General features: G+C 56.0%; 12 protein-coding genes, 2 tRNA genes and 2 rRNA genes. 9 read left to right on the top strand and 7 right to left on the bottom strand.

Annotated features, from left to right (window positions below; all coding sequences use genetic code 11):
* Positions 1-10: 10 nt before the first annotated feature.
* From hemL to QUE75_RS03380, 5 genes are read right to left on the bottom strand one after another with little or no spacing between them, the layout of a single operon-like run.
* Entirely contained in the window at positions 11-1,291 is a 1,281-nt protein-coding gene (hemL, locus tag QUE75_RS03360) for a glutamate-1-semialdehyde 2,1-aminomutase (protein ID WP_286253635.1), read from the bottom strand.
* A 12-nt stretch (positions 1,292-1,303) separates the two neighbouring features.
* Positions 1,304-1,954, bottom strand: coding sequence for a thiamine phosphate synthase (gene thiE / locus QUE75_RS03365; protein ID WP_396631685.1), 651 nt, complete (start codon positions 1,952-1,954; stop codon positions 1,304-1,306).
* Between the two features lie 5 nt (positions 1,955-1,959).
* The gene (gene thiD, locus QUE75_RS03370) at positions 1,960-2,766 is read right to left on the bottom strand and encodes a bifunctional hydroxymethylpyrimidine kinase/phosphomethylpyrimidine kinase (protein WP_244178223.1); all 807 of its coding nucleotides are present in this window, start codon (positions 2,764-2,766) and stop codon (positions 1,960-1,962) included.
* Positions 2,763-3,185: a protoporphyrinogen oxidase HemJ gene (gene hemJ, locus QUE75_RS03375; RefSeq protein ID WP_061333554.1), complete on the bottom strand. Its 423-nt coding sequence runs from the start codon at positions 3,183-3,185 to the stop codon at positions 2,763-2,765. The genes thiD and hemJ overlap by 4 nt, the downstream gene beginning before the upstream one ends.
* 3 nt (positions 3,186-3,188) lie before the next feature.
* A complete protein-coding gene (locus QUE75_RS03380; protein ID WP_286253637.1) occupies positions 3,189-4,964 on the bottom strand; it encodes a chloride channel protein in 1,776 nt (591 codons plus the stop codon).
* Between the two features lie 144 nt (positions 4,965-5,108).
* Here QUE75_RS03380 and argC point away from each other — a divergent pair, with 144 nt between their 5' ends.
* From argC to erpA, 4 genes are all read left to right on the top strand, one after another.
* Positions 5,109-6,146, top strand: a complete 1,038-nt coding sequence (gene argC, locus QUE75_RS03385) for an N-acetyl-gamma-glutamyl-phosphate reductase (protein WP_106694535.1) — start codon at positions 5,109-5,111, stop codon at positions 6,144-6,146.
* A gap of 12 nt (positions 6,147-6,158) precedes the next feature.
* Positions 6,159-6,899, top strand: a complete 741-nt coding sequence (locus QUE75_RS03390; RefSeq protein ID WP_061333556.1) for a DUF6776 family protein — start codon at positions 6,159-6,161, stop codon at positions 6,897-6,899.
* Positions 6,900-6,902: 3 nt separating this feature from the next.
* Positions 6,903-7,346 (top strand): bactofilin family protein, encoded by a 444-nt coding sequence (locus QUE75_RS03395; protein WP_061333557.1) that lies wholly within the window; start codon positions 6,903-6,905, stop codon positions 7,344-7,346.
* 61 nt (positions 7,347-7,407) lie between these two features.
* Positions 7,408-7,761 (top strand): iron-sulfur cluster insertion protein ErpA, encoded by a 354-nt coding sequence (erpA, locus tag QUE75_RS03400; RefSeq protein WP_061333558.1) that lies wholly within the window; start codon positions 7,408-7,410, stop codon positions 7,759-7,761.
* Between the two features lie 4 nt (positions 7,762-7,765).
* Here erpA and QUE75_RS03405 read toward each other — a convergent pair whose 3' ends face one another.
* Positions 7,766-8,866: an anhydro-N-acetylmuramic acid kinase gene (locus QUE75_RS03405; protein ID WP_286253642.1), complete on the bottom strand. Its 1,101-nt coding sequence runs from the start codon at positions 8,864-8,866 to the stop codon at positions 7,766-7,768.
* A gap of 2 nt (positions 8,867-8,868) precedes the next feature.
* A complete protein-coding gene (locus tag QUE75_RS03410; RefSeq protein WP_286253644.1) occupies positions 8,869-10,260 on the bottom strand; it encodes an OapA family protein in 1,392 nt (463 codons plus the stop codon).
* A 313-nt stretch (positions 10,261-10,573) separates the two neighbouring features.
* Between QUE75_RS03410 and tyrS the strand changes: the two genes are divergently transcribed.
* The 5 genes from tyrS (at position 10,574) to QUE75_RS03435 (ending at position 17,523) form a co-directional block, all read left to right on the top strand.
* Positions 10,574-11,776: a tyrosine--tRNA ligase gene (gene tyrS, locus QUE75_RS03415; RefSeq protein ID WP_061333560.1), complete on the top strand. Its 1,203-nt coding sequence runs from the start codon at positions 10,574-10,576 to the stop codon at positions 11,774-11,776.
* Between the two features lie 478 nt (positions 11,777-12,254).
* Positions 12,255-13,795: ribosomal RNA gene (locus QUE75_RS03420) — 16S ribosomal RNA — on the top strand.
* 240 nt (positions 13,796-14,035) lie between these two features.
* Positions 14,036-14,112 (top strand) — tRNA-Ile (locus tag QUE75_RS03425).
* A gap of 95 nt (positions 14,113-14,207) precedes the next feature.
* A tRNA-Ala gene (locus QUE75_RS03430) sits at positions 14,208-14,283 on the top strand.
* A gap of 348 nt (positions 14,284-14,631) precedes the next feature.
* Positions 14,632-17,523: ribosomal RNA gene (locus QUE75_RS03435) — 23S ribosomal RNA — on the top strand.
* Together the 16S and 23S rRNA genes with 2 tRNA genes alongside form the textbook arrangement of a ribosomal RNA operon.
* The last annotated feature ends 89 nt before the right edge of the window (positions 17,524-17,612 follow it).

Raw genomic sequence — 17,612 nt, forward strand, 5'->3', positions numbered from 1 at the left:
GACGACCCTGTTACAGGGTCGCCATGACTTTCCGGGCTGCGGCCAGGGTGAACTCAATGTCCTCATCGCTGAGGGCCGCTGTAGTAAAGCCCGCTTCGAATGCCGAGGGCGCAAGGTAGATGCCTTCCTTCAGCATTCCCTGGAAGAACTTCTTGAAGCGTTCCACATCGCACGCCATCACCTGTTCGAAGGTGGTCACCGAGGGCTCGCTGGTAAAGAAGAATCCGAACATGGCGCCGGCGGACTGGACGGTCAGCGGGATGCCGGCTTCGTCGGCGGCGGCTTTCAGTCCGTCGCGTACCTTGTTGGTTTTCTCCGTCAGCTTATCGTGGAAGCCGGGCTCAGAAATGGCATTCAGGGTGGTCAGGCCCGCGGTCATGGCCAGGGGGTTTCCGCTCAGGGTGCCGGCCTGGTAGACCGGACCCAGTGGAGAAATGTGCTCCATGATTTCCCGCTTGCCGCCAAAAGCACCCACCGGCAAGCCGCCACCGATCACTTTGCCCAGGGCGGTCAGGTCCGGCTTAACGCCGTAGAAGCCTTGGGCACCGCCGAGTGACACCCGGAAGCCGGTCATTACTTCGTCAAAAATCAGCACCGTGCCGTGTTCATCGCAGACTTCCCGCAGCCCTTCCAGGAACCCGGGTACCGGCGGAATGCAGTTCATGTTGCCGGCAACAGGTTCGACAATAATAGCTGCCACCTGATCGCCGATGTCCTTGAAGGTCTCACGTACCTGATCGATGTCGTTGTAGTTCAGGGTAATGGTGTGTTCTGCCAGGCTGGCGGGAATGCCCGGGGAGTTGGGTACGCCCAGGGTGAGAGCGCCGGAGCCGGCCTTCACCAGCAGCGAATCCACGTGGCCGTGGTAGCAACCCTCAAACTTTACAATCTTGTCCCGGCCGGTGTAGCCACGGGCCAGGCGAATGGCGCTCATGGTGGCTTCGGTGCCGGAGTTGACCATGCGCACCAGTTCAATGGAGGGCACCAGTTCACATACTTTCTTCGCCATCTCGGTTTCGATGGCCGTAGGAGCGCCATAGCCCACACCCAGATCCACCTGGGCGTGCAGGGCCGCTTTAATGCGCGGGTCTGAGTGGCCAAGAATCATCGGGCCCCAGGAGCCGATAAAGTCAATGTATCGGCGGTCATCTTCGTCATACAGATAAGCGCCTTCGGCATGCTTGAAGAAAACCGGAGTACCGCCAACACCGCGGAAGGCCCGCACCGGTGAATTTACGCCGCCCGGAATGTATTTCTGGGCCTGTTCGAATAGCGTTTCAGAGTGAGTCACGGATAGCTCCTGTCAGTTTGAAGATGAGAAAAGAGGGTGATGCCTGGCCACCAGCCGGGTAAAGGTTTCCGCTCTGTGCCGGATGTCCTCCGGAGTGCCACCAAACAGACCTCTCACTACCGCAATCAGGTCTGCGCCGGCACGGATCAGGGCTTCGGCGTTGTCGGTGGTGATGCCGCCAATCGCGGTAATCGGAAGCGCCAGCGCTCTGGCTTCCGTCAATACAGTCGTTTCTGCAGGTGGTGCACCGGGTTTGGTGGACGAGTTGTAGAACCGGCCAAACGCCAGGTAGTCGGCCCCTGCCGCCTTGGCGTTGCGGGCAAGGTCCAACCGATGGTGGCAGGTAATGCCGATGATGGCCTCTGGCCCCAGAACACGCCGGGCGTTGGCCAGGGTGCAATCGTCCTGGCCCAGGTGCACACCCGCAGCGCCCACCCGCAGGGCCAGTTCCGGGTCATCATTGATCAGCAGGGGGACGTTGGCCTGACGGCAGAGAGCGTTCAGCTCTGTTGCCTGGCACAATCGCTCGGCACTGGTACCTGCCTTGTCGCGGTACTGTACCAGTGTCGCTCCGCCCTGCAATGCCGCTTCCACGGCAGCAATCAGCTGATCTGCCGGGGTCAGTACGTTATCGGTAATGGCATACAGGCCAGGTTTTAGCATCCGGTTCAGCGTTCCCACAGAATGCCCCGGTCGGGAACCCGTTGACCCTTGCCTACGTTCAGCGCGTGCAGAAGGGCGCGATGAACGTAGTTCTGCGCCTGGGAGATCGATGCCCTGGCCGATAGCCCGCTGGCGCGCCCGGCCGCGATGGCGGCCGCCAGGGTACAACCGGTGCCGTGGAACTCATTGGCGCCCACCCGCTCCACTTCCCAGTGCATGGGTTCCGGAGCATGGTTGTACAGGGTGTTGATGATGTGGATGCCTGTGCCGTGACCACCTGTAGCCAGAACCGATTGACAGCCGGCGTCAATGAGGTTTCGCGCGGCCTGGTCCGGGTCTTCGCTGCCACCCAACTGGGCCAGTTCAACACCGTTGGGTGTGATCATTTCCGCTCTGGGAAACAGCCGGGTTTTCATGGCTTGAACCAATGCTTCATCGGCAAGATCGCCGCCGCCAGCTGCCTTGATGACCGGGTCGACAATCAGCGGTAACTCCGGCTGGCTGTCGAGAAACTCCACCAGCACATCGACCACATCGGCATTGCCCAGGGCGCCGGTCTTGATGGCATGGATGGGCACATCTGCTGCCAGGCACTGCAGTTGTTGCCGGATCAGCTCAGCGTTGACAGGCTCGGCGCCATACACGTTGTTGGTGTCCTGCACGGTCAGGCAGGTCAGCACTGGCAGGGGGTGCCCGCCAAGGGAAGTAATCGCCTGGATGTCGGCCTGAATGCCAGCACCACCGGAGGGGTCCAGCCCTGACAGCACCAGAACATGGGGGCGGGTGTAGCTATTAATGGTTGCTCTCCTCAAAAGGGTTTTACAACAGCCAGAATGACCACCGCTAACAGAATGAATACCGGAACCTCGTTAAACCAGCGATAGAACACGTGGCTGCGGGTATTCTTGTCATCCCGGAAGACTTTCACCAAGTGGCCGCAATAGAAATGGTAGACGACCAGCAGCGCGACCAGAGCCAGTTTGGCGTGCATCCAGCCCATGCTGAAATAACCGGACACATTGTAACTGAGTAACCAGATTCCAAAGACCACCGTGGCGATCATTGAAGGTGTTGTTATGCCCCGGTACAGCTTGCGCTCCATGATCTTGAAGCGTTCGCGGCCCGGCTGGTCCTCACAGGCTGCATGGTACACGAACAGTCTGGGCAGATAGAAAATGCCGGCAAACCAGCACACCAGGGAAATGATATGAAACGCCTTGACCCACAACATCCATCACCTCCGTCGGTATTGGTAATAGCTTTCGATATCTGATTGAAGCACGACACCATAAACCCGCTGAATCATCGGGGCTACATGGCGTTGTACGTACAGTGCCTCAGCCTGGGTCGAGTCGAATTCGTTCAGGGCCTCTTCCAGGGTGGCTTGATATTGCACTGGCGCCACATCCCGCCGGTTGGCCGGGATTTCCATCAGGTCGACGGTGTCTGGGGGTGCGATGCCTTCTTCGGCAACCTGTTTTTCGGTGTCTTCAAGGTAGCGGGCAAGATCCACTGCCGGTAACAGAGCGGTTGGCCCGTTGCTGCCCTCGACCAGCAACCATTTGGGTTCCGACTTCAGTGCCTTGCGGGCTTCATCCGGGGTCAGCTCCCGATCCGTACGCAAAATGCTCCGGTCCATGATCGCGCCCACAGACACTCGTCTTAACGCCTGGATCACTGGTGAATTCTGGTAACTCAGGCCCTGGTTTTTCAGAATGGTCAGGAACAGGGATTTTTTTCCGAAAGCTTCGCTGGTCACCAGGCTGGCGGTGGTGATGATCAGCATGCCAGGCAGAATGATGTTCGGGTTTCGAGTCAGTTCCATCAAGGCCATCAGAGCGGCCAACGGTGCCTGTAGCACCGCCCCCATCATCGCCCCCATGCCCAGCATGGCGTAAAAGCCCACCGACGATGCCAGCTCGGGGAAGATCTGGGCGCCGATCAGCCCCATCGCTCCGCCAAGGGTCGCCCCCATGAAAATGGTCGGGCCGATCACGCCACTTGGCATACCAAGCCCGATAGACAACCCGGTAATCACCAGTTTTGCCACGCCCACGCCAAGCAGCAGCCAGAACCCCAGCTCGCCGTGAATGGTTTCGCTGACCGTGTCGTAACCAATACCCATGGTTTCCGGAACCAGGATCGCAAACGGCACCATCAGCAGGCCAGCCACCGTGATACGGAGCAGTACCGGCCGGTGGTGATGGCGCCCCATGTTGTCCACCAGATGGATAAAGGCCGCGGCGGCAATTCCGATGATCACGGCAATCGCGAGGATCCATGGAATTTCCAGCAGAGAGTTCATAGTCAGTGCGGGCACGCTGAAGGCTGGCTCCGAGCCGTAGACAATCTGGGTAATGATGGCGGCACTGACCGCCGCCAGAATAATTGGCGTAAAGCCGGCAATGGTGTACTCCATCATCACCACTTCCATGGCGAAGATCACGCCGGCAATCGGCGTGTTGAAAGACGCCGAGATAGCGGCTGCACAGCCGCAGGCCACCAGGGTTCGTATGCTGTTGTTGGGCAGCCTCAGCCATTGCCCGAACAGGCTTGAAAACGCCGCGCCCAGGTGCACCGCAGGGCCCTCCCGGCCAGCCGACTGGCCGGATACTACGGTGGTAACCCCGGCAACAAACTGAACCATGGCGCTTTTGAACGATATGTAGCCCTGATGGTAGTTCAGGCGCTCCATAATGTGGACGATGCCCACCTTGCGATCGTGAATGGACAGTTTGTGCAACAGAATGCCCAGACCAACGGCGCCGGCCAGCGGCAGCAGCCCCCTGGTCAGAATATCCAGTTGCTCGAAGTTCTCTGAGCCCGCACCGGGCAGGAAATGTTCCAGCGGCCATTCAATGGCGAGCCGGAACAACAGAATCACCGCCCCGGTGACAATTCCGGACAACAGCCCAAGCACAGCCAGTTGTGGCAGTGCATCGACACCCGACAGTTTCCTCCGGAAAACGGGGATCAGGTTCTCAGTGATCTGTTGCCTGATGTTACGCATGAGCACCGGGTTCCGGGTCGATGGGCGGGTCCTTCAGAAGGATTCTGACAACATTGTAACCATGGGTCTGCAGGCTGCAATAAGTCCTTGGATTATCATGGTAGACTACTCGGGAATTCTGACCAGACCACGTTGGAGATGAGTGTGATTAAAATAGGCATCGTTGGGGGAACCGGGTACACCGGTGTTGAGCTGTTGCGGATTCTTGCCGTTCATCCGGACGCAGAAGTGAAATGCATCACTTCGCGCTCCGAGGCTGGTATGCCGGTGGCCGACATGTACCCCAATCTGCGAGGGCATTTTGACCTGGCCTTCTCGGAGCCTGATTCGGCGGTGCTGGCACAGTGCGACCTGGTGTTCTTTGCCACGCCTCACGGGGTTGCCATGCGCATGGTTCCGGAACTGATGGCCGCCGGCGTTCGTGTGGTAGACCTGTCTGCGGATTTCCGCCTGAAAGACCTGGATGTCTGGGCCCAGTGGTACGGTATGCCCCATGAAACACCGGAGTGGGCACAAAAAGCGGTTTATGGCCTGCCTGAGGTAGCACGTGACGCGATTCGCCAGGCCCAGTTGGTCGCCAACCCTGGTTGTTATCCCACGGCGGTGCAGCTTGGCTTCCTCCCCTTGCTCGAACAGGGGTTGGTAGACCCCAGCCGGCTGATTGCCGATGCCAAATCCGGTGCCAGCGGTGCCGGTCGCCAGGGCAACATCGGCATGCTACATGGTGAGATCGGTGAAAGCTTCAAGGCCTACGGTGCCTCCGGGCATCGGCACCTGCCGGAAATTCGCCAGGGCCTGAGTCTGGCAGCTACCGGTCCGGTGGGCGTAACCTTCGTGCCGCACCTGGTACCGATGATTCGGGGTATCGAGGCCACCTTGTACGCGGAGCTGTCGGAGCCTGCGGATTTTGATCGGCTCCAGGCCCTCTACGAAGAGCGCTACAAGACCGAGCCATTTGTGGATGTCATGCCTTTTGGCAGTCACCCGGAAACCCGCAGTGTTCGCGGCGGCAACCAGTGCCGGATGGCATTGCATCGCCAGGAGCAGAGCAATGTGGTGATTGTCTCCTCGGTCATCGACAACCTGGTCAAAGGCGCTGCCGGGCAGGCAGTGCAGAACATGAATATCATGTTTGGTCTTGACGAAACCCAGGGCCTGAAGGCTCCGGCACTTCTTCCTTGAGGGCAAGACAAGGTGAGTGATACCCGCAAACCGAACGATGAGTATGTGGTGATCCGTCACCGGCCGGGCTACCGCCTGCGCCGGACGATGATCCTGCTGGCTTTTACCGTGGTTGCCGCCATCGCAGGTTACGCTGCTGGAATGGCGCAGGGCGGGTTCCGGTTTTCATCTGCTGAAGCTTCAAACGAACAGCTGGCGCAGGAATTGCGCAGTCTGCGGGATCAGTTCCGCACCGCGCGGCAGAATCTGGTGAATCTTGAGCGCGGGCGGGCGATTGACGAACAGGCGCTGCGGGAAGCCAGGAACACCATCGTTGGGCTCGAAACCCGAATATCGGAGTTGGAGGCAGACCTGACGTTCTATCGGAATATCATGGCGCCCTCAGAGACGAGCAAAGGGCTGCAGGTTGACAGCTTTACGCTGGCGTCCGCCCGTGGCGATAACACCTATCGGTTCAAGATGGTGCTAACTCAGGTTGGCAATAACAACAGTTTTATTGCCGGGCAGGTGGCCGTGAATATCATAGGCCGGTTGGACGGTGAGAAAGAAGTGATTGCCTTGCGCGATCTGTCCGACGACATCGAGGATCTGGGGGTCAGGTTCCGGTTTCGGTACTTCCAGGATGTAGAGGGTACCTTGAACCTTCCCCAAGGCTTTGAGCCCTACGAAATCCAGGTGGTGGCGCAGGCGCAGGGGCGGAATGCCTCACAGGCAGAACGAACATTTGATTGGGCACAGTTAACTGGGAGCTGATACATGCTGGGCAAGAAAAAACAGAAACCGCGCCGTTCCGTTGGCCATTTCGATACCTTGATTTCATCCAGAACAACCATTGAGGGTGATGTACGCTTTTCGGGCGGCTTGCACGTGGATGGCAAAATCAAAGGTCGGGTGCTGGCGGAAGAGGGCAGTGACGCTGTGGTCCGGCTGTCGGAAGTGGGTGAAATCACCGGCGATATCACTGCGCCACACATTATTATCAATGGCAAGGTGAACGGTGACGTGCGCGCCACCAGCCACCTCGAACTGGCAGAGAACGCTGCCATTAACGGTAACGTATACTATCGTCTTATCGAGATGGCCATGGGGGCATCCGTGAACGGTAATCTGGTTCGTCAGGATGAAACCAGCGGCCTGCTGACTCACGATAAAGAGTCTGTGCTAAGTGCGGAGTCAGAGGGTGAGGGTAAATCCGAATAGTTGACTGTTTTAGTCGGGAATACCATAATCCTCTGACCGCTTTATCTCCCGGAGGCATACCTTGAGTGTAGTTCAACAGCAAATAGCCACACCGTTGTTCTTCAGCGACAGCGCTGTTGCCAAGGTTCGCGAGTTGATCGAGGAAGAGGAGAATCCTGATCTCAAACTGCGGGTGTTCGTAACAGGTGGCGGTTGTTCGGGGTTCCAGTACGGATTTTCGTTCGACGAGAATCAGGAAGACGACGATACCGTCATAGAGCGGGATGGAGTAAAGCTGTTGGTTGATTCCATGAGCTACCAATACCTCGTAGGCGCCACCATTGATTATCAGGAAGGCCTTCAGGGTTCACAGTTTGTTGTTCAGAATCCAAACGCCAGCTCCACCTGCGGTTGCGGCAGTTCGTTTTCCATCTGAAGCCTCAAGCCGGGTAAATCGCGCCCAACACCCGCGGGCCTCTGGCGCCGGTTACCTCAGGCAGGTTTCCCGGCTGGCCTTCAAGGGTTTGTCTGGCCAGCCAGGCAAATGCCACTGGCTCTACCCATTGCGGGTCCAACCCCAGATCAGCCGTTGTGGTCAGCGCTACCGACCCCAGTCCAACTCTGAGTTCATTCATCATTAACCGGTTGAACGTTCCGCCGCCGCAGGCGTAAACCGTCATGTTGGCGGACTCTTGTGGCAACTGCTTCAGAACGGTAATCACCGTCAGTTGTAAGAGGGTCCGTTGAACGTCTTCTGCAGCCAGATCGGGGAACCGCTGCAGGTGGGTACGGATCCAGTCAAGGTTGAAGCGCTCCTTGCCGGTGCTTTTCGGAGCTGGCTTGCTGAAATAGGCGTCGGAAAGCATGCTGCTCAGCAGCTCCGAATGCACAGCGCCCTCGCTTGCCAGGTGTCCGGATTCATCATAGTGACGCCCGGTCTGGTCCAGGCACCAGGCATCAAGCAAGGCATTTGCCGGGCCGGTATCAAAACCGACCACGGGTTTTCGTCCGGCTGCGGGAAGCCAGGTGATATTGGCGATGCCTCCGAGGTTCAGAATACAGCGGTCCTGCTCGTCCGAGGTAAACAGCCATTGATGGAAGGCCGGAACCAGTGGGGCGCCCTGACCACCTGCGGCCAGGTCTCTGCTGCGAAAATCCGAGACCGTAGTCAGTCCGGTGCTTTCCGCAATACAGGCGGCATTGCCAATCTGAAGTGAGAAGGGGGCAGGGCCGGCAGGTTGGTGGCGTACTGTTTGCCCGTGACTGCCAATGCCCTGAATAGCCCGGAGTTTCAGGCCGGAGCGCCGGATCAGTTCCTTTGCGGTATGACCAAAGTGGTGGCCCACCAGTGTGTCCAATTCACCGAGTTCGTCAGTGTCTGACTGGTTTCGGGTGGCCAGCAGGAGCCTTTGTCTGAGTGGTTCAGGGTAGGGTAGCGAAAGCGTGGAATGAATATCCAGATGCCGGCCAGTGAAAGACACCAGCACCGCGTCAACCGCGTCCATGCTGGTGCCTGACATCAGGCCGAGCCAGTAGGTCATAATCAGTTGTCCGATGCCAGAGCCAGTTGGCGACCACTTTCGCGGAAACCATTGAACTGCGCCAGCCGCTGCTCGGTGAATTGGCGAAATCTTGCCATTTCAGCGCTTGGTACGGGCTTGGCGTCGGGCAGTTTCACGGTACGGGAGTTCTTGGCAACGCCATTCACCCGGAACTCGTAATGCAGATGAGGGCCGGTCACCATTCCGGACGAGCCAACATAGCCAATGGTGTCTCCCTGTTTTACCCGTGTGCCATTCTTGATGCCTTTACCCAGTCGGCTCATATGAGCATACAGGGTGGTGATATTGTCGCCATGCTGCAAAACCACGGTGCGGCCATAGCCGCCTTTCCAGCCGGCAAACTGCACTCGCCCACTGCCGGCTGCCTTGATCGGCGTGCCCGGGGGCGCGGCATAGTCGGTTCCCTCGTGGGGTCTGACCACGTCCAGCACCGGGTGTCGGCGTTGCAGGTTGAAGGGCGATGACACGCGGGCGTTGATTGGAACTCTCAGGAACGCCTTACGCATACTTTTGCCTTCCGGCGTGTAATAGTCACTCTCGCCGTTGTTGTCTGTATACAGCAGAGCCACATTCTCAGTACCGCGGTTGATGAAACGTGCGGAAAGAATCCGGCCGGTATCAAATTTTTTACCGTCGATGTACAGCTCTTCGTACACTACCTCAAAGCTGTCACCCTTGCGGACATCGTAGACAAAGTCGATGTCCCAACCGAAGATCCCGGCCAGTTCCATGGTGAGCCGGTCATTCAGTCCTGCGTCCCTGGCAGCAAGATAGAGGGAACCGTCAATGACGCCGGCGGCAAATGCCGGGCGCGGCTCCGGTTTGCGAACTTCTGTGTTGCCAAGGAAGCCGTTGTCGGTCTTTGAGATCTTGAGAGTTTCCAGGCGGCTGCGTTGCAGCTCCACGGCCACTAGCTGCCCCTCACTGTCAACACCGAAGCGAATGTCTTCCCCGGCGTAAAGGCGCTGAAGCTTGCCTGCTTCGCCTTCACCATGAATGACCGACAGCATGATGCCATCGTTGAAACCTGCTTTGCGAAACAGCGAAGACAGTGTGTCGCCGGACTTTACACGAAATTCCTGCCAGTCGACCTTCGGGACATCGGGTTTCGCTGTGCGCCCGGCCTGAGCGATTGGTTCGCCGGCACTTTGCGCTTTGTCCTCTGAGGGCTGAGTGTCGGTGGCTTCCTGTGTCTGGGCGGGCCTGGTGTCTTTCGATGCCGCGCCAGACGCCAGGCCCTCTTCGAGGTCAATGGTGTAGGACATGCGCTTGGCTTCGACGTCAGCGCTGGGGCTCATCAGCACAGCGGCAGAGACAACAATCGTCGCTGCTGCTGCCAGAGTAATATGTGTTTTGGGGAATGTTTTAAGCACGTGGCTCACCCGTTTTCATCGGTATTCCAGCAAGTTGTACTAGCTAATTAAAGCGCTAGATCAAGTAAAGTCAAACAGATTACCGCATCTGACATTATCAGGACAGTGTCGAACATTACGGTTGAGCGGGTGTCTGGTCGTACAAAACTGCCTGCCGCTGGTATAATGCCGGTCCTTTTATTGCTCGGTTTGGTTGAAAACTGAGCAGTCACACTTTAGCAAGGGTGTCGGTTAAACACAGATTTGTTTTGTTGAGGTCTGTAACTGCCGCCGGCAAACCCTGACACCAAGTCAAACTGGGGACGAAAGGTTCATGGCAACAATTGAGGAAGCGTTGGCCGTTATCAAGCGCGGTATTGACGAGCTGATTCCCGAAGAGGATTTGATTGCAAAGCTTAAAGAAGATCGGCCGCTGAGGATCAAGGCGGGTTTCGATCCGACCGCACCTGATTTGCACCTCGGCCACACCGTGCTAATCAACAAGCTTCGCCAGTTCCAGGATCTTGGCCATGAAATCATCTTCCTTATTGGTGACTTCACGGGAATGATCGGCGATCCAACCGGAAAAAGCGCAACCCGTCCTCCTTTAACAGAAGAGCAGGTGCGCAAGAACGCCATTACCTATAAAGAGCAGGTGTTCAAGATTCTGGACCCGGAGAAAACCCGGGTTGTATTCAATTCCGAATGGATGAGCCAGATGAATGCCGCGAGCATGATCCAGCTCGCGGGTCAGTATACGGTTGCACGGATGCTCGAGCGTGATGATTTCACCAAGCGTTACAGAGCTGAGCAGCCAATTGCCATTCATGAGTTCCTGTATCCGCTGATTCAGGGCTACGACTCCGTAGCGCTTGAAGCTGATGTGGAGCTCGGTGGTACTGACCAGAAGTTTAATTTGCTGATGGGGCGGATTCTCCAGAAGCATTATGGTCAGGCGCCCCAGGCCATTATTACCGTTCCGATTCTTGAGGGGTTGGACGGTGTGCAGAAGATGTCCAAGTCGTTGGGCAACTATGTTGGGGTTAGTGATTCACCCGGAGAGATGTACACCAAGCTGTTGTCGATGCCGGATGAGTTGCTGTGGCGTTACTTCGAATTGCTGAGCTTCCGGCCGATGGCGGAAGTGGAGCAGTTCCGTGCTGAGGTAGGAGCTGGTGCCAACCCGCAGGACTATAAAAAACTCCTGGCTGAAGAGCTGATTACTCGCTTCCATGACGAAGAGGCCGCGAAAACCGCTCACAAGTCTGCCGGCAACCGGGTTGCGCTTGGGGAGATTCCGGAAAACGTGCCACTGGTAGAAGTCTCTCTCGAGGGGCAGGATGAAATGCCGATGGCAGCCGTCCTTCGCCTGGCTGGGCTGGTAAAGAATGGCGCTGCTGCTAGAGATGTTCTTGGTCGTGGTGCTGTCTATATAGATGGCAAACAGTTTGAAGGTGATCGCAGGTTTGTCAAAGGTGATGATTGCGTTGTCCAGGCGGGTAAAAAGAAGATTGCCCGGGTGGTCATTGTCGAGTGAAGTGAGGCTGGTTGCGACCAATTTGAAAAAAATTTCAGATTGGTCGTTGACTCCTCAGCAGAGGTCTGTAGAATGCGCATCTCGCTTGAGGGGCTGGCCACTGAGAAGAGGCAAAACCTCAGCGATAACTGCTTGAAAGCACTGAAGAAAAAGTTCGAAAGATTCTTCAGAAAGCGGTTGACAGGAAGGCGGTTCAGTGTAGAATGCGCACCTCGAAACAGGCAGTAAGCCGGACAGTTTTTCGGCGGTTTTCGGAAGCGGAAACAGCGAAAAATAAACGGTTGACAGGGCAGCGGAACGATGTAGAATACGCGGCCTTGATTGAGCAACAGCTCAAACGCTCTTTAAAAAGTTAACCAAGTAATTCGTGTGGGCGCTGGCCGAGGTATTTCGGATACGAAATATCAGGACAGTGACTCGTCGAAATTGAGTTTTGTCTTGAGCAAGAATTAAGAACTTTCGAGTTCTTGTATGATTTAAACTGAAGAGTTTGATCATGGCTCAGATTGAACGCTGGCGGCAGGCTTAACACATGCAAGTCGAGCGGTAACAGGGGGTGCTTGCACCCCGCTGACGAGCGGCGGACGGGTGAGTAATGCTTAGGAATCTGCCCAGTAGTGGGGGATAGCCCGGGGAAACCCGGATTAATACCGCATACGTCCTACGGGAGAAAGCAGGGGATCTTCGGACCTTGCGCTACTGGATGAGCCTAAGTCGGATTAGCTAGTTGGTGGGGTAAAGGCCTACCAAGGCGACGATCCGTAGCTGGTCTGAGAGGATGATCAGCCACATCGGGACTGAGACACGGCCCGAACTCCTACGGGAGGCAGCAGTGGGGAATATTGGACAATGGGGGCAACCCTGATCCAGCCATGCCGCGTGTGTGAAGAAGGCTTTCGGGTTGTAAAGCACTTTCAGCGAGGAGGAAGGCTCTGAAGTTAATACCTTCAGGGATTGACGTTACTCGCAGAAGAAGCACCGGCTAACTCCGTGCCAGCAGCCGCGGTAATACGGAGGGTGCAAGCGTTAATCGGAATTACTGGGCGTAAAGCGCGCGTAGGTGGTTAGGTAAGCGAGATGTGAAAGCCCCGGGCTTAACCTGGGAACGGCATTTCGAACTGTCTGACTAGAGTGTGGTAGAGGGTAGTGGAATTTCCTGTGTAGCGGTGAAATGCGTAGATATAGGAAGGAACACCAGTGGCGAAGGCGGCTACCTGGACCAACACTGACACTGAGGTGCGAAAGCGTGGGGAGCAAACAGGATTAGATACCCTGGTAGTCCACGCCGTAAACGATGTCAACTAGCCGTTGGGACTCTTGAAGTCTTAGTGGCGCAGCTAACGCACTAAGTTGACCGCCTGGGGAGTACGGCCGCAAGGTTAAAACTCAAATGAATTGACGGGGGCCCGCACAAGCGGTGGAGCATGTGGTTTAATTCGACGCAACGCGAAGAACCTTACCTGGCCTTGACATCCAGAGAACTTTCCAGAGATGGATTGGTGCCTTCGGGAACTCTGAGACAGGTGCTGCATGGCCGTCGTCAGCTCGTGTCGTGAGATGTTGGGTTAAGTCCCGTAACGAGCGCAACCCCTATCCCTGGTTGCTAGCAGGTAATGCTGAGAACTCCAGGGAGACTGCCGGTGACAAACCGGAGGAAGGTGGGGATGACGTCAGGTCATCATGGCCCTTACGGCCAGGGCTACACACGTGCTACAATGGCGCGTACAGAGGGCTGCCAACTCGCGAGAGTGCGCCAATCCCTTAAAACGCGTCGTAGTCCGGATCGGAGTCTGCAACTCGACTCCGTGAAGTCGGAATCGCTAGTAATCGCGAATCAGAATGTCGCGGTGAATACGTTCCCGGGCCTTGTACACACCGCCCGTCACACCATGGGAGTGGATTGCACCAGAAGTAGTTAGTCTAACCTTCGGGAGGACGATTACCACGGTGTGGTTCATGACTGGGGTGAAGTCGTAACAAGGTAGCCGTAGGGGAACCTGCGGCTGGATCACCTCCTTAAACGAAGCCGAATGCTTCGGTCAGAGTCCACACGAATTACTTGGTTGGCTAATAAAGAGAGCAAAAGGGGCTTTGCAGTCCCGATGACTGTGTCGCATTAAAGTGAGGCAGGCATTAGCGCTGTAGATTGTGACAGCTGACAAGGCGCAGGCTGAGAGAGCGAGGGAGCGTACATGAGTACGTGACCGAGTGAACGAAGGCTGCAACGCAGCTCAGGTGGCACAAGATGCAGTGATAATTGGGTCTGTAGCTCAGGTGGTTAGAGCGCACCCCTGATAAGGGTGAGGTCGGTGGTTCAAGTCCACCCAGACCCACCAGAATTATCCAGCTCGTCGTTGCGCCAAGACTCGCATACTGATTGTATGCTTCGCCTTGACGCGCCTAGATCTGAATAATTCTTGGCAGCTTAATTGGGGCTGTAGCTCAGTTGGGAGAGCGCCTGCCTTGCACGCAGGAGGTCAGCGGTTCGATCCCGCTCAGCTCCACCAAAAAAGCCCAAAAGATCGATGCGTAACTAACTGACTAACTACGGTTAGCAGTGTACAGAAACAAGCTTTTCAGTGGTATGACTCGATAAAGGGTTGTTGCTGAAGATCTTCTTTCTGATCACTGGGTCAGATTTGCTCTTTAACAAATTGGATGAGATAGAACACGAATAGATTTCTCTCATTATCTCCGAGAGAAACTGTTCAAAGTGATAGCGATTTCAAGCGTTATCCGGTGTTGTCGTTGAAGTGGTTGTTATATTGCTTCAAGTGGCTGTCTCGAAGACACCTCGGAATCGGGCTTGCCTGGTGATGGGTGTGAATTCGTGATCAGTTGTCTTGGGGTTATATAGTCAAGCAACTAAGCGCATACGGTGGATGCCTTGGCAGTCAGAGGCGATGAAAGACGTGGAAGCCTGCGATAAGGTTCGGGGAGCTGGCAAACGAGCTGTGATCCGGACATCTCTGAATGGGGAAACCCACCTGGTTTCGGCCAGGTATCTTGTACTGAATCCATAGGTGCAAGAGGCGAACCGGGGGAACTGAAACATCTAAGTACCCCGAGGAAAAGAAATCAACCGAGATTCCCTAAGTAGCGGCGAGCGAACGGGGACCAGCCCTTAAGCTGGACAACTGGTAGGAGAAGGCCCTGGAAAGTGCCGCCATAGTGGGTGATAGCCCCGTATCCGAAACCTGAGTCCAGTGAAATCGAGTAGGTCGGCGCACGAGAAACGTTGACTGAACATGGGGGGACCATCCTCCAAGGCTAAATACTCCTGACTGACCGATAGTGAACCAGTACCGTGAGGGAAAGGCGAAAAGAACCCCTGTGAGGGGAGTGAAATAGACCCTGAAACCGTATGCGTACAAGCAGTCGGAGCAGACTTGTTCTGTGACGGCGTACCTTTTGTATAATGGGTCAGCGACTTATGTTCAGTGGCGAGGTTAACCGTTTAGGGGAGCCGTAGGGAAACCGAGTCTGAATAGGGCGAATTAGTCGCTGGGCATAGACCCGAAACCGGGCGATCTATCCATGAGCAGGTTGAAGGTGCCGTAACAGGCACTGGAGGACCGAACCCACTGTCGTTGAAAAGCCAGGGGATGACTTGTGGATCGGAGTGAAAGGCTAATCAAGCCCGGAGATAGCTGGTTCTCCCCGAAAGCTATTTAGGTAGCGCCTCGGACGAATACCACAGGGGGTAGAGCACTGTTTCGGCTAGGGGGTCATCTCGACTTACCAACCCGATGCAAACTCCGAATACCTGTGAGTACTATCCGGGAGACACACGGCGGGTGCTAACGTCCGTCGTGAAGAGGGAAACAACCCAGACCGCCAGCTAAGGTCCCAAAGTACCAGTTAAGTGGGAAACGATGTGGGAAGGCTCAGACAGCTAGGAGGTTGGCTTAGAAGCAGCCATCCTTTAAAGAAAGCGTAATAGCTCACTAGTCGAGTCGGCCTGCGCGGAAGATGTAACGGGGCTCAAACTGGTCACCGAAGCTGCGGCTGCATACTTTGTATGCGGGGTAGGGGAGCGTTCTGTAAGCCTGCGAAGGTGTGTTGAGAAGCATGCTGGAGGTATCAGAAGTGCGAATGCTGACATGAGTAACGACAATGCGGGTGAAAAACCCGCACGCCGGAAGACCAAGGGTTCCTGCGCAACGCTAATCGGCGCAGGGTGAGTCGGCCCCTAAGGCGAGACCGAAAGGTGTAGTCGATGGGAAACGGGTTAATATTCCCGTACCTTGGATAGCTGCGATGGAGAGACGGAGAAGGCTAGGTGAGCCGGGCGACGGTTGTCCCGGTTTAAGCGAGTAGGGAGTGGACTTAGGCAAATCCGGGTCCACAATTCTGAGACGCGACGACGAGTGCCCAAGGGTGCGAAGTCATTGATGCCCTGCTTCCAGGAAAATCTTCTAAGCTTCAGGCTATTCGAGACCGTACCCCAAACCGACACAGGTGGTCAGGTAGAGAATACCAAGGCGCTTGAGAGAACTCGGGTAAAGGAACTAGGCAAAATGGTGCCGTAACTTCGGGAGAAGGCACGCCGGTGTGTACGTGAAGCCCCTGCGGGTGGAGCGGAAGCCGGTCGAAGATACCAGGCCCCTGCGACTGTTTATTAAAAACACAGCACTCTGCAAACACGTAAGTGGACGTATAGGGTGTGACGCCTGCCCGGTGCCGGAAGGTTAATTGATGGGGTTAGCACTCGTGCGAAGCTCTTGATCGAAGCCCCGGTAAACGGCGGCCGTAACTATAACGGTCCTAAGGTAGCGAAATTCCTTGTCGGGTAAGTTCCGACCTGCACGAATGGCGTAACGATGGGGGCGCTGTCTCTACCCGAGACTCAGTGAAATTGAAATCGCCGTGAAGATGCGGTGTATCCGCGGCTAGACGGAAAGACCCCGTGAACCTTTACTATAGCTTCACAGTGAACTTTGAGCATGCTTGTGTAGGATAGCTGGGAGGCTTTGAACCCGGGACGCCAGTTCCGGTGGAGCCAACCTTGAAATACCAGCCTGGCATGTTTGAGGTTCTAACTCTGACCCCTTATCGGGGTTGAGGACACTGTGTGGTGGGTAGTTTGACTGGGGCGGTCTCCTCCCAAAGCGTAACGGAGGAGCACAAAGGTGGGCTAAGTACGGTCGGACATCGTACGGTTAGTGTAATGGCACAAGCCCGCTTGACTGCGAGACAGACACGTCGAGCAGGTACGAAAGTAGGTCATAGTGATCCGGTGGTTCTGTATGGAAGGGCCATCGCTCAACGGATAAAAGGTACTCCGGGGATAACAGGCTGATACCGCCCAAGAGTTCACATCGACGGCGGTGTTTGGCACCTCGATGTCGGCTCATCACATCCTGGGGCTGAAGCCGGTCCCAAGGGTATGGCTGTTCGCCATTTAAAGTGGTACGCGAGCTGGGTTTAGAACGTCGTGAGACAGTTCGGTCCCTATCTGCCGTGGACGTTGGAGATTTGAGGAAAGCTGCTCCTAGTACGAGAGGACCGGAGTGGACGAACCGCTGGTGTTCGGGTTGTGTCGCCAGACGCATTGCCCGGTAGCTATGTTCGGACAGGATAACCGCTGAAAGCATCTAAGCGGGAAGCCCCTTCCAAGATGAGATCTCCCTGAGGCCTTGAGCCTCCTGAAGAGCCGTTCAAGACCAGGACGTTGATAGGCTGGGTGTGTAAGCGCTGTGAGGCGTTGAGCTAACCAGTACTAATTGCTCGTGCGGCTTGACTATATAACACCCAAGACAATTGCGGATAACGCAGAGCAGGGCAAACGCCACGCTCCATAGAAATCAACATCACGTTCCATCTCGTCCTTCCC

It is taken from the genome of Marinobacter shengliensis, from assembly GCF_030297115.1.
GTDB classification, from domain to species: Bacteria; Pseudomonadota; Gammaproteobacteria; order Pseudomonadales; family Oleiphilaceae; genus Marinobacter; species Marinobacter shengliensis.